Origin of the sequence: Nonomuraea dietziae (genome assembly GCF_014195505.1) — a bacterium.
GTDB classification, from domain to species: Bacteria; Actinomycetota; Actinomycetes; order Streptosporangiales; family Streptosporangiaceae; genus Nonomuraea; species Nonomuraea roseola.
In genome coordinates this window covers 4,468,954-4,486,696 of the sequence record NZ_JACIBV010000001.1, presented here as the reverse complement: position 1 = coordinate 4,486,696, position 17,743 = coordinate 4,468,954, and the positions used below count along the sequence as shown (strand labels likewise).

15 protein-coding genes are annotated in these 17,743 nt (G+C 69.6%); 11 read left to right on the top strand and 4 right to left on the bottom strand.

Going from position 1 to position 17,743, the window contains the following annotated elements:
* Positions 1-14 precede the first annotated feature (14 nt).
* Complete coding sequence (gene trpS, locus FHR33_RS21145; RefSeq protein WP_183650478.1) at positions 15-1,022, top strand: tryptophan--tRNA ligase; 1,008 nt, start codon at positions 15-17, stop codon at positions 1,020-1,022.
* A 98-nt stretch (positions 1,023-1,120) separates the two neighbouring features.
* Here the strand turns inward: trpS and FHR33_RS21140 are convergent, their stop codons facing one another.
* Positions 1,121-1,624: a MarR family transcriptional regulator gene (locus tag FHR33_RS21140; protein WP_221241182.1), complete on the bottom strand. Its 504-nt coding sequence runs from the start codon at positions 1,622-1,624 to the stop codon at positions 1,121-1,123.
* A gap of 59 nt (positions 1,625-1,683) precedes the next feature.
* Between FHR33_RS21140 and FHR33_RS21135 the strand changes: the two genes are divergently transcribed.
* A complete protein-coding gene (locus tag FHR33_RS21135) occupies positions 1,684-2,904 on the top strand; it encodes an amidohydrolase family protein (RefSeq protein WP_183650475.1) in 1,221 nt (406 codons plus the stop codon).
* A 120-nt stretch (positions 2,905-3,024) separates the two neighbouring features.
* The gene (locus FHR33_RS21130) at positions 3,025-3,954 is read left to right on the top strand and encodes a YihY/virulence factor BrkB family protein (protein WP_183650472.1); all 930 of its coding nucleotides are present in this window, start codon (positions 3,025-3,027) and stop codon (positions 3,952-3,954) included.
* Here FHR33_RS21130 and FHR33_RS21125 read toward each other — a convergent pair.
* Entirely contained in the window at positions 3,948-5,084 is a 1,137-nt protein-coding gene (locus FHR33_RS21125) for a D-alanyl-D-alanine carboxypeptidase family protein (protein WP_183650469.1), read from the bottom strand. The genes FHR33_RS21130 and FHR33_RS21125 overlap by 7 nt on opposite strands.
* A 71-nt stretch (positions 5,085-5,155) precedes the next feature.
* Here FHR33_RS21125 and FHR33_RS21120 point away from each other — a divergent pair, with 71 nt between their 5' ends.
* Complete coding sequence (locus tag FHR33_RS21120; protein ID WP_246452027.1) at positions 5,156-5,365, top strand: SCO4848 family membrane protein; 210 nt, start codon at positions 5,156-5,158, stop codon at positions 5,363-5,365.
* Here FHR33_RS21120 and FHR33_RS21115 read toward each other — a convergent pair.
* Positions 5,337-6,722, bottom strand: a complete 1,386-nt coding sequence (locus FHR33_RS21115) for a peptide ligase PGM1-related protein (protein ID WP_183650463.1) — start codon at positions 6,720-6,722, stop codon at positions 5,337-5,339. The genes FHR33_RS21120 and FHR33_RS21115 overlap by 29 nt on opposite strands.
* A gap of 438 nt (positions 6,723-7,160) precedes the next feature.
* On the opposite strand from FHR33_RS21115, the gene FHR33_RS21110 reads away from it, so the two are divergent.
* On the top strand, positions 7,161-8,393 hold the full coding sequence (locus tag FHR33_RS21110) for a M20 family metallopeptidase (RefSeq protein ID WP_183650461.1): 1,233 nt from the start codon (positions 7,161-7,163) through the stop codon (positions 8,391-8,393).
* A gap of 300 nt (positions 8,394-8,693) precedes the next feature.
* Here the strand turns inward: FHR33_RS21110 and FHR33_RS21105 are convergent, their stop codons facing one another.
* Positions 8,694-10,550, bottom strand: coding sequence for a Xaa-Pro dipeptidyl-peptidase (locus FHR33_RS21105; protein ID WP_183650459.1), 1,857 nt, complete (start codon positions 10,548-10,550; stop codon positions 8,694-8,696).
* 316 nt (positions 10,551-10,866) lie between these two features.
* Here FHR33_RS21105 and FHR33_RS21100 point away from each other — a divergent pair, with 316 nt between their 5' ends.
* The 6 genes from FHR33_RS21100 to FHR33_RS21075 all read left to right on the top strand — a co-directional run bounded on the left by FHR33_RS21100 (position 10,867) and on the right by FHR33_RS21075 (position 17,724).
* A complete protein-coding gene (locus tag FHR33_RS21100) occupies positions 10,867-11,940 on the top strand; it encodes a BMP family lipoprotein (RefSeq protein ID WP_183650456.1) in 1,074 nt (357 codons plus the stop codon).
* Between the two features lie 85 nt (positions 11,941-12,025).
* A complete protein-coding gene (locus tag FHR33_RS21095; protein WP_183650453.1) occupies positions 12,026-13,618 on the top strand; it encodes an ABC transporter ATP-binding protein in 1,593 nt (530 codons plus the stop codon).
* Positions 13,615-14,757 (top strand): ABC transporter permease, encoded by a 1,143-nt coding sequence (locus FHR33_RS21090; RefSeq protein ID WP_246452026.1) that lies wholly within the window; start codon positions 13,615-13,617, stop codon positions 14,755-14,757. The genes FHR33_RS21095 and FHR33_RS21090 overlap by 4 nt, the downstream gene beginning before the upstream one ends.
* Complete coding sequence (locus tag FHR33_RS21085; protein ID WP_183650451.1) at positions 14,754-16,052, top strand: ABC transporter permease; 1,299 nt, start codon at positions 14,754-14,756, stop codon at positions 16,050-16,052. The genes FHR33_RS21090 and FHR33_RS21085 overlap by 4 nt, the downstream gene beginning before the upstream one ends.
* Entirely contained in the window at positions 16,049-16,444 is a 396-nt protein-coding gene (locus FHR33_RS21080) for a cytidine deaminase (RefSeq protein ID WP_183650449.1), read from the top strand. Before FHR33_RS21085 ends, FHR33_RS21080 begins: the two co-directional genes overlap by 4 nt.
* A gap of 2 nt (positions 16,445-16,446) precedes the next feature.
* Positions 16,447-17,724 carry a thymidine phosphorylase gene (locus tag FHR33_RS21075; RefSeq protein ID WP_183650447.1) on the top strand — a complete coding sequence of 426 codons (1,278 nt, stop codon included), beginning with the start codon at positions 16,447-16,449 and terminating at the stop codon, positions 17,722-17,724.
* Positions 17,725-17,743 lie beyond the last annotated feature (19 nt).

Here is a 17,743-nt window from a genome sequence, read left to right as displayed (position 1 = left end):
CACAATTACGGGCTATGGCCAGACCTCGCGTACTCTCCGGCATCCAGCCCACCGCGGACTCCTTCCACCTGGGCAACTACCTGGGTGCGGTCCGTCAGTGGGTCACGCTGCAGGAGACGCACGACGCTTTCTACTGCGTGGTCGACCTGCACGCGATCACTGTGCCCACCGACCCCGCCGACCTGCGCCGCCGCACCCGCGTGGCCGCCGCGCAGCTGTTCGCCGCCGGGCTCGACCCCGAGCGCGCCACCGTCTTCGTGCAGTCGCACGTGCGCGAGCACACCGAGCTGGCCTGGGTGCTGATCTGCCTGTCCGGCATGGGCGAGGCCGCCCGCATGACCCAGTTCAAGGACAAGTCGGCCAAGTACGGCGAGAACGCGGCCAGCGTCGGGCTGTTCACCTACCCGATCCTGCAGGCCGCCGACATCCTGCTCTACCAGGCCAACAGCGTGCCCGTGGGCGGTGACCAGAAGCAGCACCTCGAGCTCACCCGCGACCTCGCCCAGCGCTTCAACCACCGCTTCGGCGACACCTTCACCCTGCCGGAGCCGTACATCCTCAAGGAGGTCGAGAAGATCACCGACCTCCAGGACCCGACGGCGAAGATGTCCAAGTCCTCCTCCTCGCCCGCCGGCATCCTCGACGTGCTCGAGCAGCCGGGGCCGCTGCGCAAGAAGGTCATGCGCGCGGTCACCGACACGGGCTCGGAGGTGCTGTTCGACGAGGAGAACAAGCCGGGCATCTCCAACCTGCTGCGCATCCAGTCCGCGCTGAGCGGCACTCCGATCGCCGAGCTGGTCGCGCGCTACGAGGGCCAGGGTTACGGCACCTTCAAGAAGGACGTCGCCGAGGTCGTCGTCGAGTCGTTCACGCCGATCAGGGAGCGCACGGAGAAGCTGCTCGCCGACGAGGCCGAGCTCGACAGGCTCCTGGCCATCGGCGCCGAGCGCGCGGGCGCGGTGGCCCGCGAGACCATGGCGCAGGTCCGCGACCGCGTGGGCTTCCTGCCGCGCGCCTTCTGATCCACCCCCGGCCGCTCCGATGACGCGCCGCCCACAGCAGGCGCGTCATCCGTCGACTCGCTCACCGGACCCTGGGCAGGGCCGCGGGCCCTGGATGGTCAGCGGACTCGGCGGCCCAGGGCCAGGGTGAGTTCGCGCAGGGCGTCGGCCGCGTGCCGGAGGGTCGACTCGGGAACTCCGGCCATCGCCTCGGTGTGGGCGCGGCTGGAGCCCTCGAGAGCCAGGTGCGCCACGCGCAGGCCCTCGGCGGTGAGCTGGACCCAGCGGCTGCGGGCGTCGCCCTTGTCGTCCTCGCGTTCGACGTAGCCCGCGGCCGCCAGGCGTTGCAGCACGTTGCTCGTGCCGCCCGAGGTCAGGAAGAGCGCGCGGGCCAGCTCGCTCGGCTTCAGCCGGTGTGGCGGCCCTGTGCGGGCGAGCGCCGCGAGCACGTCGAACTCCGCGTAGGTCAGCCCGAGCTCGGCCAGCTCGGCCTTCACCGCCTGCTCGAACAGCCCGTTGACGCGGGACATCCGCTTGCTCAGCTCCAGGCTGGCGATGAGCGACGGCGCGAGCCCTGCCTCCCGCCAGCGGGGCACCAGCCCATCGACCTCGTCCTGGTTCACGTTCCGAGGATACCCGCATCCATATTGCTTTCTGAAAAGCTTTTTTCTAAGCTTTTAGAATGAACAACTCATGGATCGTCAAGAACGGCCTCGTCATCGACACCGAGCCGCAGCCCGTCGTGCTCGGCGAGGTCGACGTGCTCGTCACGGCGGGAAGGATCGCCGCGGTCGGGCCCGACCTGGGCGCGGAGGGGATCGAGGTGATCGATGCGACCGGCATGATCGTGTTGCCGGGGTTCGTGGACAGCCACCGGCACACCTGGCAGGCGGCGATCAGGGCTGTCGCCCCCGACACCACGCTCGGTGACTACGTGGCCCACGTGCTCGGCGAGCTGGCGCCGCGCCTCACCCCCGACGACGTCCACGCGGGGATCGCGGCGGGCGTGCGCGAGTGCCTGCACGGCGGGATCACGACCCTGCTCGACTGGTCACACGTGCAGTTCACGCCCGAGCACACCGACGCCGCCGTCGACGCGCTCACCGCCTCCGGCGTCAGGGCCGTCTTCGGCTTCTGTCACGGTGGAGCGGACAAGAGCCTGATGGCGCCCGAGGGACGCCGCATCCGGGAGGCGCTCTCCGGAGACCTCGTGAGCATGGCGGTCGCCGCGTTCGGCCCCGAGTTCGGCGACCTCGAGCGGGCGGCCGGCGAATGGCGGCTGGCCAAGGAGCTCGACGTCTCTGTGAGCGTCCACATGGGGGGTCACGGCGTCGAGAGCGCCGGGCGCGGCCTGGACTTCCTCGACGCGCACGGCTTCCTCGGCGGCCCCCGTACCACCTACATCCACGCCAACCACTACACCGACGAGCACCTCCAGCGGATCGCGGACAGCGGCGGCAGCGTGTCGGTCTCGCCGTTCAGCGAGATGGCCCTGGCGATCGGGTATCCCGTCACCGGCAGGGCGAGGGCGGCCGGCGTTCCGGCCTCGCTCAGCGCCGACGCGGTGACCAGCGGTCCAGGCGACATGTTCGCGATGATGCGGGCCGTCCATGCGTTGGAGCGGGGCAGGGCCGACGCGGCGGGGCTGGGCTTCACCACCCGCGACGCGCTGCGGATGGCGACGATCGAGGGGGCCGAGGTGGTGGGTCTGGCGGAGGTCACCGGATCGCTGCGCGTCGGCAAGCAGGCCGACCTGCAGCTCCTGCGGGCCTCCTCACCCTCGATGGCCGGTGCGCAGGACCTGATCGGCGCGGTGGTGCTCAACGCGGACACCAGCGCGGTCGACACGGTGCTGGTGGCGGGCCGGGTCCTGAAGCGGGACGGCGTGCTGGTCGCCGGGTGAGGCCGCCGCCGTGCGGCGGCAGGCCGGGCGGGGCCGGAGCGCGCGCGGGACGGATGGATTCGCCACGACAGGGCCCTGCCGCCTGCCGTATCCGGGCGGGATCGGGTAGAAGCTTTCGTCATGAGCACATGGGTCGACCGGGTCAGCGCGGTCAAGGAACGGGTGCGCCGGACGACCGAACGGTCGAGGGTGCGCTGGCACCCGGTCGATCACGTGATCAGGACCGTCCAGCGCTACCAGCTGCAGAACGGTGACAGGCTCGCGGGGGCCGTGACGTACTTCGCGTTCCTGTCGCTCTTCCCGATCATCGCGCTGGCCTTCGCGGTGTTCGGCTACGTCCTGACCGAGCGCCCCGAGATCTCGGAGGCGCTCAGGAAGTCCATCGCCGAGCAGCTGCCCGGCCTGGTCGACCAGCTCAACCTCGACCAGATCGCCCAGGCGAGGACGAGCGCGGGCCTGATCGGCCTGATCGGCCTGCTGTACGCGGGGCTGGGCGCGATCGACGCGCTGCGCGGCGCGCTGCGCGAGATCTCGATGACGACCACGCCGCCGCTCAACTTCGTCCTGGGCAAGCTGCGCGACCTGGCCACGCTGATCATGCTGGGCCTGACCATGATCGTCTCGGCGCTGGTCGGCGGCTTCGCCACCCAGGCCACGACGACCGTGGCGACCTTCCTCGGCGTCGAGACCTCGCTGGGCGCCAAGCTCACGCTCGCGGGGGTCGGCCTGCTGGGCAGCGTCGGCGCCGACTGGGTGATGTTCCTCATCGTGCTGGGCTGGGTGGCCAGGCCCGCCCGCCCGTTCAGGACGCTGGCCAAGGGGGCGCTGCTCGGAGCCGTGGGGTTCGGGGTGCTGAAGCAGGTGGCCACGCTGCTGCTGTCGACCACGCTGAGCAACCCCGTCTACGGCACGTTCGCCGTGACGGCGGGGTTGCTGCTGTGGATCAACTTCTCCGCGCGGCTCACGCTCTACGTGGCCGCGTGGACCACCACCTCAGGGCTCACCCCGCCGCCCTCTCCGACGCCGCTGCCGTCCGACGGGAGCTACTGATCGGCCTCGGCGTCCGCCCGCCTGGTCGCCCTGCGCCTGCGGACGCCGTACAGGAGCCAGCCGAGGCCGCCCAGCAGGCCCGCGCCGACGACCACGGAGCCGACCATGCGGCTGGTGCCGGTCTGGGACGAGGCCGCGGCGTCGAGCACGGGCGCGCCGCGCGTGGACGCCGCGGGCGACGGCGTCGCCGTGGTGTTCACCTGCTCGGTGGCGGGCTGTACGGGCAGCGGATCCACGAGCCTGCCCACGGGACGGCCCTTGGCCCGCGCCGCGAACCCCCAGTCGAGCAGGTCCTCGACCTCCTCCCAGAAGTAGCCCTCGTGCCGCATGATCGTCACGATGATCGTGTGACCGTCGCGCGTGGCCGCGCCCACGAAGCTGCCGAGCGCCTTGGACGTCCAGCCGTTCTTGACGCCGACCATGCCCTTGTAGCGCCACAGCAGCTTGTTGTGGTTGCCGATCTCGTAGTAGCCCTTCGGCGCGGGGAAGCGCGAGGACTTGAGGCTGACGTACCTGCGGAAGTCGGGGTTGGCCAGGCCCGCTCGGGCGATGAGCGCCAGGTCGTAGGCCGAGCTGCTCTGCCCGGGCTTGTCCAGGCCGCTCGGTGTCTTGGCCACCGTGTCGTTGGCCTGCAGCCGCTTGGCCTCGGCGTTCATGTCGGCGAGCGTCGTGCCCAGCCCGCCGTTCGCCTCGGCCAGCGCCATCGCCGCGTCGTTGCCCGAGCTCAGCATGAGCGCCTTGAACAGGTCGTCGACCGTGTAGGTGGTCTTGACCGAGAGCCCGACCGCGCTGCCCTCCTGGTTGACGGCCGTCCTGCTGGGTTTGATCTTGAGGTTCTTGTCGAGCTTGGGGATGAGGCTGAGCGCGGTGAGCGCCTTCAGCGTGCTGGCGGGCAGGAAGCGGCCGTGCGGGTTCCTGGCCGCGAGCACCTGCCCGGTCTCGGCGTCGGCGACGACGAAGGACGTCGCCTTCGTCTTCGGCGGCGCCTTCACCCCCTCTGGCGCCACCAGACCCTTGCTCGCCAGCTGATCACCCCCCAGCACCGGTACGGCGGGCGGGTCGGCGAAGGCGGGCCCTGCCAGGGCGACCGCGGCGAGAAGTGCCACGACCGGCACCAGTTTCGTCCCCATAGCGACCTCAGCGTAGCTTCGTCACATAGCGCATGAGGCGTCACTACCCGCCCGGAAACTGAGAGATGAGCATGTCGAGAAAGATCGCCGGATTCTTGATCATCGTTGGCGCGTTCATGATGTTCGAGTGGATCAACCTTGGGTTCAACCTCGCCGACGGGCATTCGACGGGCTTCTACGTGGTCCACGGCATACTGATCGCGGTCAACCTGGTGCTGGGGGTGGCGCTGGCGCTGATCGGCTGGCGAGGCCTCAGCCGCCGCAGAGCGCGCGGCGAGTGATGCCGTGCAGCTCGTCGGCCTCCTCCCTGGAGTCGCCGATCGTGGTGAAGCCCAGCTTGCCGTGCTCGGGGATGGCGCCGAGCAGGTGCAGGACGTTGCCGGTCCTGCGCACGGGGTCGAAGCCGAGGCCGAGCCCCTCGACCATCTTCACCACCTCCCCGGGCGTACGGCCGGCCAGGCACCCCGCCGAGCAGTTGTCCGTGGCCGTGTAGTACTTCGGCTGCGCCCCGCGCATCAGCAGCCCCGTCGAGGGGTCGTACGTGGCGTCCGTGGTGAGCAGCGCGGCCCCGAAGGGATGCGTGGTGCCGCCGATGCGCAGGTTCACCTCGCACAGCAGCGCCGCGTAGCCCGCGTCCGTCTTCATCGCGAAGAAGTCCATGCCGAACAGGCCGACCACGCCGCGCCCTGCGAGCAGTCCAGCGATCTTCTCGGCCGACGCGCTGACCTCTGCGCGGTACTCCGGCCTGGCGGGGAAGGTGCAGCCCTGGTAGACGGGGCCGTCCAGGACCTGGTCGTGGGTGGCGACGACGTCGTAGTGGCCGCCTGGGGTGATCCTGGCCAGCGCGCTGGGGTAGTAGAGCGGGCGGTGCTCGATGAACTCCTCGACCACCCCTCCCCGCTCGGCCAGCTTGGCGGCGAAGCCGGTCCAGGTCTCGTCGGCGCCCGCCGAGAACTCCGTGCGGCTCCAGTCGTGCTTGGGCACGATCGCGTTGCCCAGCCCCGAGTAGCCGTCGTTCAGCTTGACCATGACGCGCTCGCCCGGCAGCGACAGCACCGCGTCCTCGATCTGGGCCATCGTGTAGAGGTCGCCGAATCCGCGCGCCATCGGCACCGCGGCCTCGGTGCCGATCTCGCGGGCCCCGCTCTTGGAGCCGTAGTAGGCCAGCGACATGGCCGGACCGTAGATGGGGACGTTGAGTGACGCTGCGAGCTCCTCCTCCAGGTCGCTCATCACGAACGGCACCAGCCACGCGTCGTCGCCGATGACGCCGCGTATCCGCTCGACCACGTCGGGTCGGTCCAGCACGCTCCTGGTGAGGGGCTGGCTGTGCGGGTCGTCGACGGTGATGAGGTGCAGCCGCCTGGCCGCGTCGTCCGGGTCGGGCAGGAAGCCGAAGTAGTAGTCGACGATCTCCTGATGGATCGGCACGGAGGAGAGGTAGACCACCGAGATCCCCGGCTCCCGCAGGGTCAGCAGGAGGAAGAGCAGACGCTCCTCGTAGCACCTTGCTGCCTTGATGCGGCGGAGTTCATCCTGCGGCAGGGAGAGCGAGGGTACGACCACCAGGGTCCCCTCGCTCGGCTCGAAGATGCTCAACCGTGCATGCTTCTCCCCGAACGGGATATTAGTGATCATATAGTGAGTGAAACACGCATTCTTCTCACTTGCATGCATCGCGGCAGTGTGATGACCAGGACCGGAGGTAACAGGATTTGGAACGGGGTCAACGTTTGGGGGTAGCGACATCGGGTCACAATTTAATGATCCGTTGTGACTATTTCCGGACCACGTAACCGCTCACGTACTGTGACGACCTGCGGTTACGGGCATGCCCCAGCCCAACTTTTGGTGTAGTTGTCCGCGAGAGGGGCGGCAGGGGAGATACAGTCGATGGCATCGCCATCGGGCTTATGGCCAACCCCGCTGATCTCTGACACCGGTGCACGCGGGTGTGTGGCATTCGCTTCACCGGGCAGCTTCCCCGACCGGGCAGCTGAATCGCGTGATCGCACAGGGAAAGACGGCGCAATGAGCCGTGCGACGGCGTTGTCGCACGTGACGGGACGGTGAGCAATGCGGGGACGTGAGCTGCGGGGGGAACTCGACGCGTTCCTGGCGGAGAACGAGCAGGAACTGGTGGCGTTCCGCCGCGACCTGCACATGCATCCTGAGCTCGCCTTCGCCGAGTACCGTACGACCCAGAAGATCGCCGACCGCCTCACCGCGGCCGGTCTGCACTCTTCCGTGCTCCCGCGCGGCACCGGCCTCATCTGCGAGGTCGGCAGCGGCGACGGCCCGACGATCGCGCTGCGCGCCGACATCGACGCCCTCGCCCTGCCCGACGAGAAGGACGTGCCCTACCGCTCGACCGTGCAGGGCGTCTGCCACGCCTGCGGTCACGACGTGCACACCACGATCCTGCTCGGCACCTCGATGTTCCTTGCCAAGCAGGCCCGCGAGGGCCTGCTGCCAGGCCGGGTGCGCCTGCTCTTCCAGCCCGCCGAGGAGTTGCCCGGCGGGGCTCTCGAGGTCATGGCCCACGGCGGCATCAGCGGCGTCGACCGCATCTTCGGCCTGCACTGCGACCCCAGGGTCGACGTCGGCCAGGTCGGGCTCAAGGCCGGCCCCATCACCTCGGCCTGCGACAAGCTCGCCATCAGGGTCAGCGGGCCCGGCGGCCACACGGCCCGCCCGCACCTGACCGCCGACCTCGTCTTCGCCCTCGCCAAGATCCTCACCGAACTGCCCGCCGCGCTCTCGCGCAGGGTCGACCCCCGCTCCTCGCTGTCGCTGGTGTGGGGGCGCGTGGAGGCGGGCTCGGCCGCCAACGCCATCCCCGACGACGGCATCGCCGAGGGCACCGTCCGCTGCCTGGACGAGGCGGCCTGGCACGCGGCCCCCGACCTCATCAAGGCGCTGCTGGAGTCCGTCGCGAGCGCGTACGGCGTCGAGGCCACCATGGACTACTCCCGAGGCGTCCCGCCGGTCGTCAACGACGAGGAGAGCGTCCAGATGCTCGCCGAGGCCGCCGAGCGCGCCCTCGGCGCTGGCGCCGTGGTCCCCACGCAGCAGTCGCTGGGCGGAGAGGACTTCGCCTGGTACCTGGAGTCGATCCCCGGAGCCTTCGCCCGCCTGGGCACCAGGTCGCCGGGCGGCCTCGACCACGACATCCACCAGGGCACGTTCGACGTGGACGAGAGCGCCATCGGGCACGGCGTGCGCTTCATGGCGGCCACGGCGCTGACGGCCCTGTGGGAGGGTCACCGTCCGGGCCAGGTCGCCGAACCGCTGGCCGAGCTCATCTGACGGGCAGGGGCCTCGCCTGGCGCGCTTCGCGCGCCGGGGGCTCGGACTCCCCAGATGGGGAGCCAGGCTCCCCAAGCCTCCTGTCAGGGAGACTTCCGTCCCCCTGACCCCCGGTCGTCGCGCCCGTCGGGGTGGATCGGAATGCCTGGCCGAGGAGTATCTCGGGTTCGACCACGAGACAGCCGCAATGCGGCGGAACCGCGACCGCCCTGACGGCCGGGGCAGGAAGGTCGCTCGGACTCCCCCGTGAGGGAGTCCGAGCCCTTCAGCGCGAAGCCGCGCCCGTGAGCGGGGGAGCCGTCAGGAGAGGCGGCCGAAGACGACAGGCAGCTCCAGGGACGACAGGCCGGGGGTGACCTCGACCTTGGTTCCCTCCGGGTAGCGCAGCGTGTAGTCGTGGTCCGTCGAGATCAGCACCAGGCCGATCTTGTGTCCCTTCTTGAAGACGTAGTCCTGCGCCTGGAAGTCCCAGCGGAACGTGTACGCCCTGCCCGGCTTGATCGGTTGGGTGTTGTCGGCCTTGTGCCTGTTGCGCACGTCGATCCAGCCACGCGAGACGATCTTGTAAGGCGCCGACGCCGTGCCGTGCCGGTACAGCGACGTGCAGCCGCTCTCACCCGGCACCGCCTGTCCGTAGCAGTAGGTCTGACCGGTGTTCACCAGGCGTCCGTTGGCCCTGGTGTCGGTGCCGTAGTCCACCAGCAGCGCCGTCAGGTACGGCGAGGCGCCGTCCTTCAGCGAGGCCCGCACGGAGACGCTGGGCGTGCCGGAGATCCGGACGTCGGTCGGCAGCGCGGAGGTCAGGTACGCCAGGCGGTTCGGGTCGGGGGAGGGAGCCGACTCGACCAGTTGCTCGGCCGTGCGGGTCTTCTGGTCGACGAACGACTCGCGGGAGGAGAGCGGCCTCGGCAGCACGCCCAGGCGGGAGGACGAGCCCAGCCAGAGCTTCACGGGGTGGGCGCCGGGCAGCGGCCACGAGGCGTGCTGGCCCCACTGTCCAGGACCGATCTCCACGTCGGCCCGCGGCTCGTTCATGATGCCCGTGTCGATGCCGTGGAGCCAGTGGTCGAACCAGAGGTGCAGCTGGCGCAGCCACTCCACGGTCCTGACGTTGAACGGGTCGGCGTGCCCGCCCTGGTGCAGCCAGATCTTGCGAGGGACGTCGCGACGGCTGAGCGCCTCCCACCACTGGGCGGCCTGCTTGGTCTTGACGTTCCAGTCGTTGAGGCCGTGGACGAGGAAGACGCTCGCCTTGACCTTGTCGGCGTTGTGGAGGAAGTCGCGGGCGGCCCAGAAGTCGCTGTAGTCGCCGCTGATCCGGTCCTGCGTGGCGGTGAACTCGTCCATCACCGGAGCGCAGATCTCCTTGCCCGCTCTGGTGAGGACGGCCTTCGCCATGACGTCGACGTCCTCGCCCTGGTACCCGCCGGGCGCCAGGACGCCGCCGTTGGCGCGGTAGTAGTCGTACCAGGAGGAGATCGCCGCGATGGGGACGATCGTCTTGAGTCCTTCGACGCCGGTGGCGGCCACCTGGTTGGGAAGCGTGCCGTTGTAGGAGACGCCGATCATGCCGACGCTGCCGGTGGACCACGGGGCGCTGACCGGGTTGCCCGCCGCGTCGAAGCCCTTGGCTCTGCCGTTCAGCCAGTCGATGACGGCCTTCGGGCCCGCGCTCTCCTGCGCGTCGCCGACGGTCGGGCAGCCGGTGGACCTGCCGCTGCCCAGGCTCTCGACCCTGGCCACGGCGTAGCCGCGGGGCACGAAGTAGTTGTCGTAGTAGCCGGGGAAGGTCTCCACCGCGGTCTTGGTCTCGGCGGCGAGCACCCCCGGGAGCGGGTTGCCGTTCTCGTCGACGTCGACCTTGTGGTTGGGGATGGTGCCGTCGATGCCCGCGTAGTAGGGGCTCGACTCCATGATGATCGGGACCTTGAGCCCTGTCTCGGTCTCCTTGGGCCGCAGGAAGTCGGCGGCCACCCTGTCGTTCTTGCCGTCGCGGTCGCTGTCGACCCCCTCGACCTCGACGAAGACGGTCTGCTTGATCGCATCGGCGCGGGAGTAGATGGGCTGGGTCGGGCCCGTGGCGGTGGTGGACAAGGCGGGCCCGGCGCCCGCTGCCGCGAGTAACGCGGCGGTGAGCGGGATGACGATCATGCGCATGGGGGGCGCTCCAGGTGGTATACGAAATTTCTAGCCATACAACGAAATCTTCGGCTTGACGGCAAGATCTTGACTTGGGGCAAACTTCGGTAAAGGTGTGTTGAGGCGGGTTATGCGAGCACATAAGCTGCAGGTCAGGCCACCTCGACGCCGCTCCCAGGTCACAGACGCGACTGATGTCGATAACGGAGCGGTTGCGGACCTGTGTGCCGGTTTGGTCTGTCCTGGCCAAACAACTATCTTCCGTGCAGGGTTGCCGTGCGTTTCTTCGCGCGTGCGATGAAGGTTGGACGGCGGGGAAATGGAAGGAGTCGACTTGCTCAGCAAGCGATTCGGCAGGATTGCGGTCGGCACCGTCGCTGGTGCCATGCTCATGGCGGCCGCGGCATGTGGTGGTGGCGGAAACACGTCCGCGGGCAACTCCGCGGCTCCGAGCACGGGTGCCGCCAGCGAGCCGGCGAAGGCCAGCGGGCTGAAGGTCGGACTCGCCTTCGACGTCGGCGGTCGCGGCGACAAGTCCTTCAACGACGCCGCCTACGCGGGTCTGGAGCAGGCTCAGAAGGAGCTCGGCGCCGAGATCAAGGACCTCAGCCCCGCGGGTGACGGCTCCAACCGCGGCGAGCTGCTGCGCCAGCTGGCCGAGGCGGGTTACAACCCCATCATCGGTGTCGGCTTCGCCTACGGCGAGGACATCAAGAAGGCGGCGCAGGAGTACCCGGACATCGAGTTCGCGGTCGTCGACTCCGCCTCGAACGCCCCGAACGTGACGGGTCTGCTGTTCGCCGAGGAGCAGGGTTCCTACCTGGCGGGCGTCGCGGCCGCGCTGAAGAGCAAGGCCGGCCACGTCGGCTTCGTCGGCGGCGTCGAGAACGACCTGATCAAGAAGTTCGAGGCGGGCTTCTCCGCCGGTGTCAAGGCGACCAAGCCCGACACCAAGGTCGACGTCAAGTACCTCACCCCCGACGGTGACTTCAGCGGCTTCAAGGCCCCCGACAAGGGCAAGATCGCGGCCGAGAAGATGTACCAGGACGGCGCGGACATCGTCTACCAGGCCGCGGGCGACTCCGGCACCGGCGTCTTCCAGGCCGCCGCCGCGGCCAAGAAGCAGGCCATCGGCGTCGACTCCGACCAGCGGCTGACGGTCAAGGAGGCCGACCTCCAGGCGGTCATCATGACCTCGATGATCAAGCGCGTCGACGTCGGCGTGTTCCAGTTCATCAAGGCCTTCCAGGGTGGCGCCAAGGGCGGCAAGAACGACGTCTACGACCTCAAGGTCGACGGCGTGGGCCTGTCCACCACCGGTGGCGAGATCGACGACATCAAGGAGCAGGTCGACGCCGCCAAGAAGAAGATCGTGGACGGCGAGATCACCGTTCCGAGCAAGCCGTAGTCTGGGACAACACCCAAGAGGACATTGAGGGCCCGGGGGCGCTCCCCCCGGGCCTTCGCTCTATCCCGGCTCTCCAGGAGACCGTATGAGCTCGGACACCCTCGCCCCGGCGAAACCCGCCGTCGAGCTGGAGGGCATTACCAAGCGCTTTCCCGGCGTCGTCGCCAACCATGACATCCGCATCACCATCGAGGCAGGCACCGTCCACGCCATCTGCGGTGAGAACGGCGCCGGCAAGTCCACCCTAATGAAGATCCTGTACGGCATGCAGAAGCCGGACGAGGGCCAGATCAGGGTGAACGGCCAGGACGTCAGCTTCCGCACGCCGAGCGACGCGATCGCGGCCGGCATCGGCATGGTCCACCAGCACTTCATGCTGGCCGACAACCTGACCGTGCTCGAGAACATCGTTCTCGGAGCGGAGCCCACGACCGCCGGCTTCCTCGACGCGGCGGGCGCGCGCAGGCGCATCAGGGAGCTGGCCGAGGCCCACGGCCTGCGCGTCGACCCCGACCGCCTGGTCGAGGATCTCGGCGTCGGCGACCGCCAGCGTGTGGAGATCCTCAAGGTCCTCTACAGGGGCGCCCGCATCCTCATCCTCGACGAGCCGACCGCGGTGCTCGTGCCGCAGGAGGTCGACGAGCTCTTCGAGAACCTGCGCGAGCTCAAGGCCGAGGGCCTGACGGTCCTGTTCATCTCCCACAAGCTCGACGAGGTGCTCAGCATCGCCGACGAGATCACCGTGATCCGCAGGGGCACCACGGTCGCGACCGTACCCCGCAGCCAGGTCGGCAGCGCCCGCGAGCTCGCGGAGATGATGGTGGGCAGCGAGCTGCCCACCCCCGAGACCCGCGAGTCCACGGTCACCGACACGGTCGAGCTCCGCGTCGAGGGGCTCACCATGGAGGCCGAAGGCTTCCGCCCGCTGCCCCGCGGGGCAGACCTGCGCGAGTTCCTGCACGGCAAGCGCCTCCTGCTCGACGACGTCTCCTTCCAGATCCGCAAGGGCGAGATCGTCGGCATCGCGGGCGTCGAGGGCAACGGCCAGTCCGAGCTGATCGAGGCGATCATGGGCATGCGCCAGGCGCACGGCCGGATCACGCTCGGCGCCGAGGACATCAGCGCCTGGACCACCCTCAGGCGCCGCGAGGCGGGCATCGGCTACATCCCCGAGGACCGGCACCGTCAGGGCCTGCTCCTGGAGGCCTCGCTCTGGGAGAACAGAGTGCTCGGCCACCAGACCAGGAAGCCCGCCCGCAAGGGCATCTGGATCGACAGGAAGGCCTCCAAGGCCGACACCGAGCGCATCGTCAAGGACTATGACGTGCGCACGCCGAGCGTCGAGACGCTGGCGCTGGCCCTGTCGGGCGGCAACCAGCAGAAGCTGATCGTCGGCAGGGAGATGAGCGGCGAGCCGTCGTTCCTCATCGCCGCCCACCCGACCAGAGGCGTGGACGTCGGCGCTCAGGCGGCCATCTGGGACCACCTGCGCCGGGCCAGGGCCGCAGGGCTTGCCGTCCTGCTGATCTCGGCCGACCTCGACGAGCTGATCGGTCTCTCCGACACGGTCCAGGTGATCTTCAGGGGCCGTCTGGTCGCCGAGCTCGATCCCGCGGACATCACCCCAGAGCAGCTCGGCGGCTACATGACAGGCGCCATCACCGAGGAAGGGTCATGATGCCCGCAGGGCTCAATCGCCTGCTGCTGACGGTGGGCGGCGCGGTCGTCGCCATCGTGCTGGCGCTGGCGATCTCCAGCGTGGCGATTCTCGCCGCGGGAGCCGATCCCGTCGCCGCCTTCGGCGCGTTCTTCGACTTCGGCTCGACCTCCACCTCCGTGGTCAGCGGCATCGCCACCGTGATCAACAGGGCGGTGCCCCTGTTCATCGCGGGTCTCGCGGTGGCCGTCGGCTTCCGGATGAACCTCTTCAACATCGGCGTCGAGGGTCAGTACCGCATCGCGGCCATCTGCGCCGCCTACGTGGGCGCGACCTTCACCGCTCCCGCGCCGATCCAGATCGCGGTCATCATCGTGGTGGCGGCGGCCGTCGGCGGCCTCTACGCGCTGATCCCCGCCCTCATGAAGGTCGGCAGGGGCGTCAACGAGGTCATCGCGACCATCATGCTGAACTACATCGCGATCAACCTCTCCGCGTTCCTGCTGCGCGGCCCGTTCCAGGGCCCTCGCCCCGAGGGGCAGCTGACGGTCACGACCGCCGACATCCCCGAGTCGGGCTGGTTCCCCAACTTCAACTTCCTGTTCACGATGTTCGGCCTGCCCGCGCCCAGGGGCGCGGGGCTGTGGGGCTTCCTCGGCGTGGCGATCGTGCTCGGCATCGTGCTGTGGGTGGTGCTGGAGCGCACCCGCTTCGGCTTCGACGTCAAGGCCAGCGGCCTCAACTCCATCGCCGCCCTCGCCTCGGGCGTCAGGCCGAAGAAGATGGTCATCTCCGCGATGGTGCTCTCGGGCGCGATCGCGGGCCTGATCGGCCTGCCGGAGATCCTGGGCCGCACCCACAACTTCGGCACGAGCTTCACGGCGGGCCTCGGCTTCCTCGGCATCGCGGTGGCGCTGCTCGGCCGTAACAAGCCGGTCGGCATCGCGGTCGCGGCGCTGCTGTTCGGCTTCCTCGACAGGGCGCAGGGGCCGCTGCAGTTCGCCGACGTCCCGCCCTCGGTCATCATGATCATGCAGGGCACGATCGTGCTGCTGGTGGTCATCGCCAACGAGATCACCAGCAGGATGGCGCTGCGCCAGGAGGAACGTCGTGCCGCGCGTCAGCTCGCCACGACCAACCGCGTAGAGGTGACCGCATGAGCGTGCTCGATGCTCCCAGGGTCAGGAAGTACCACCTGACGCTCATCGCCGTCGCGGTGCTGATCCTGGTGCTGGCCCTGGTCAGGGTCGTCACGGGGAAGGTCGACATCACCTCCTCCGGCATCTTCCAGGCGGCGCTGGTGCTGGCCGTACCCATCGGACTGGCCGGTCTGGGCGGTCTGTGGGCGGAGCGGGCCGGTGTGGTCAACATCGGTCTGGAAGGCATGATGGTGCTCGGCACCTGGTTCGCCGGCTGGGCCGGCTACCAGTGGGGCTGGCAGGCCGCGCTGGTGGCGGGGCTGGCCGCGGGCGCGATCGGCGGGCTGCTGCACGCCATCGCCACCGTCGGCTTCGGCGTCGACCACATCATCAGCGGCGTCGCGATCAACCTGCTGGGGCCCGGGGTCACCAGGTTCCTGTCGGAGGTCCTGTACGCCGAGGGCACCCCGGCCGCCGAGGCGGGAGCGGGCATCACCACCTCGCCCGCGCTGGCCTCCAGGCCGCCCGAGGTGAGCCTGCCGCTGTTCTCCTCCGGGCCCGACGTGCTCGGCGCACTGGAGAACACGCACTGGTTCCTCGTCTCTGACGTCGCCGGCATCCTGCGCGGGCTCACCCACAACGTGGGCCTCCTGGTCATCGTGGCCGTCGCGTTGATCCCGCTGACCTACTTCGTGCTCTGGCGGACGGCGTTCGGCCTCAGGCTGCGCTCGGCGGGCGAGAATCCGTGGGCGGCCGAGTCGCTCGGCGTGAACGTCTACCTCACCAAGTACATCGCGACCGTCATCTCGGGCGCGCTGGCCGGGCTCGGCGGCGTGTTCCTGGTCTTCTTCACCACCAAGTACGTCGAGGGCCAGACCGGCGGACGAGGCTTCATCGGCCTCGCCGCCATGATCTTCGGCAACTGGCGTCCAGGCGGCCTCGCCGCGGGAGCCTCGCTGTTCGGCTACGCCGACGGCCTCCAGCTGCGCAGCTCGGCCGCCGTGACCAGCTTCTTCCTGTTCGGCGCCATCCTGCTGCTGCTCTACGTCGGCAACAGGATCAGGCAGTTGCTGTCGTCGTCGCGTGAGACGGCCGCCGCCGCCGTGGCCGGGGCCAGGGACTACACCGTCATGGCGTTCGCCGCCATGGGCGTGGTCGTCCTGATGTGGCTGTGGATGACCGTCGACAGGCTGCCGAACGAGTTCGTCTTCATCACCCCGCACGTCCTGACGCTCCTGGTCCTCCTGGTCGCCTCCCAGCGCCTGCGGATGCCCAAGGCCGACGGCGTGCGCTACCGCCGCGGGGAGCAGCATTGAGCATCGACTGGGACGCCCTTCGCGACCAGGCCGCGCAGGCCATGCAGAACGCCTACGCGCCCTACTCCAAGTTCCCCGTGGGCGCCGCGGCGCTGGTCGACGACGGGCGCGTCGTCACCGGCTGCAACGTCGAGAACGCCTCCTACGGCCTCGGCCTGTGCGCGGAGTGCGGCCTGGTCTCGGCGCTGCACGCCTCGGGCGGCGGGCGCCTGGTCGCCTTCACCTGCGTCGACGGCCACGGCGAGCTGCTCATGCCGTGCGGACGCTGCCGCCAGCTGCTCTACGAGTTCGGCGGCGAGGAGTTGCTGGTCGAGACGCCCGACGGGCCCAGGCGGATGGGCGACGTCCTGCCGTACGCCTTCGGTCCCGACGACCTGTCCAGGGGGGCCTGAGCATGGACGTCATCGAGGTCATCGTCACCAAGCGCGACCAGGGCGCGCTCAGCACCGAGCAGATCGACTGGGTGATCGGCGCCTACACCCGCGGGGAGGTCGCCGACGAGCAGATGTCCTCGCTGGCCATGGCGATCCTGCTGAACGGCATGGACAGGCGCGAGATCGCCGACTGGACCCAGGCGATGATCCGCACGGGCGAGCGCATGGACTGGTCGATGCTCGACAGGCCCACCGCGGACAAGCACTCCACGGGCGGCGTCGGAGACAAGATCACGCTTCCGCTCGCCCCGCTGGTGGCGGCCTGCGGCGCGTACGTCCCCCAGCTGTCGGGGCGCGGCCTCGGTCACACCGGCGGCACGCTGGACAAGCTGGAGTCCATCCCAGGATGGCGGGCCTCGCTGTCCAACGAGGAGATGCTCTCGGTCCTGCGGAGCGCGGGCGCCGTCGTCTGCGCGGCGGGCTCGGGCCTCGCGCCGGCCGACAAGAAGCTGTACGCGCTGCGCGACGTGACGGGCACGGTCGAGTCGATCCCGCTGATCGCCTCCTCGATCATGTCCAAGAAGATCGCCGAGGGGACCGGCTCGCTGGTCCTCGACGTGAAGGTCGGCTCGGGCGCGTTCATGAAGGACGTCGCGCACGCGAGGGAGCTGGCCACCACGATGGTGGCGCTCGGCACCGACGCGGGCGTGCGCACCGTCGCGCTGCTGACGGCGATGGACAGGCCGCTGGGCCTCGCGGTGGGCAACGCGCTCGAGGTCGCCGAGTCGGTCGAGGTGCTCGCCGGCGGCGGACCCTCCGACGTGGTGGAGCTGACGGTACGGCTGGCGAGGGAGATGCTCGACGCCGCCGGCGTCTCGGGCAGGGATCCCGCCGAGGCGTTGAAGGACGGCTCGGCCATGGACGCATGGCGCAGGATGATCTCCGCCCAGGGCGGCGACCCCGACGGCGTCCTGCCCAGGGCGGCGGAGACGATGACCATCTCGTGTCCCGCCTCAGGGGTGCTCACCCGGCTGGACGCCTACGGCGTGGGGCTCGCGGCCTGGCGTCTGGGCGCCGGCAGGGCGCGCAAGGAGGACCCGGTGTCGTTCGGCGCGGGCGTCATGCTGCACGCCAAGCCGGGAGACCTGGTGCGGGAGGGGCAGCCGCTGATGACGCTGCACGCCGACGAGACCGCGCGCTTCGACAGGGCTCTGGCGGCGCTGGAAGGCGCCTACGAGGTCGGCCCCGCGAGCGACCCCGCCCTGCTGCCCCTGGTGATCGAGCGCGTCACGGCCTGATCGGCGCGGCGCTGACGTC

What these genes read in the sequence shown, in the direction of transcription:
- FHR33_RS21095 (WP_183650453.1), top strand. Translation starts at nt 12,026, where the DNA reads ATGAGCTCGGACACCCTCGCCCCGGCGAAACCCGCCGTCGAGCTGGAG.
- FHR33_RS21135 (WP_183650475.1), top strand. Translation starts at nt 1,684, where the DNA reads ATGAACAACTCATGGATCGTCAAGAACGGCCTCGTCATCGACACCGAG.
- FHR33_RS21085 (WP_183650451.1), top strand. Translation starts at nt 14,754, where the DNA reads ATGAGCGTGCTCGATGCTCCCAGGGTCAGGAAGTACCACCTGACGCTC.
- FHR33_RS21115 (WP_183650463.1), bottom strand. Translation starts at nt 6,722, where the DNA reads ATGATCACTAATATCCCGTTCGGGGAGAAGCATGCACGGTTGAGCATC.
- FHR33_RS21125 (WP_183650469.1), bottom strand. Translation starts at nt 5,084, where the DNA reads ATGGGGACGAAACTGGTGCCGGTCGTGGCACTTCTCGCCGCGGTCGCC.
- FHR33_RS21130 (WP_183650472.1), top strand. Translation starts at nt 3,025, where the DNA reads ATGAGCACATGGGTCGACCGGGTCAGCGCGGTCAAGGAACGGGTGCGC.
- FHR33_RS21105 (WP_183650459.1), bottom strand. Translation starts at nt 10,550, where the DNA reads ATGCGCATGATCGTCATCCCGCTCACCGCCGCGTTACTCGCGGCAGCG.
- FHR33_RS21110 (WP_183650461.1), top strand. Translation starts at nt 7,161, where the DNA reads ATGCGGGGACGTGAGCTGCGGGGGGAACTCGACGCGTTCCTGGCGGAG.
- FHR33_RS21075 (WP_183650447.1), top strand. Translation starts at nt 16,447, where the DNA reads ATGGACGTCATCGAGGTCATCGTCACCAAGCGCGACCAGGGCGCGCTC.
- FHR33_RS21090 (WP_246452026.1), top strand. Translation starts at nt 13,615, where the DNA reads ATGATGCCCGCAGGGCTCAATCGCCTGCTGCTGACGGTGGGCGGCGCG.
- trpS (WP_183650478.1), top strand. Translation starts at nt 15, where the DNA reads ATGGCCAGACCTCGCGTACTCTCCGGCATCCAGCCCACCGCGGACTCC.
- FHR33_RS21120 (WP_246452027.1), top strand. Translation starts at nt 5,156, where the DNA reads ATGTCGAGAAAGATCGCCGGATTCTTGATCATCGTTGGCGCGTTCATG.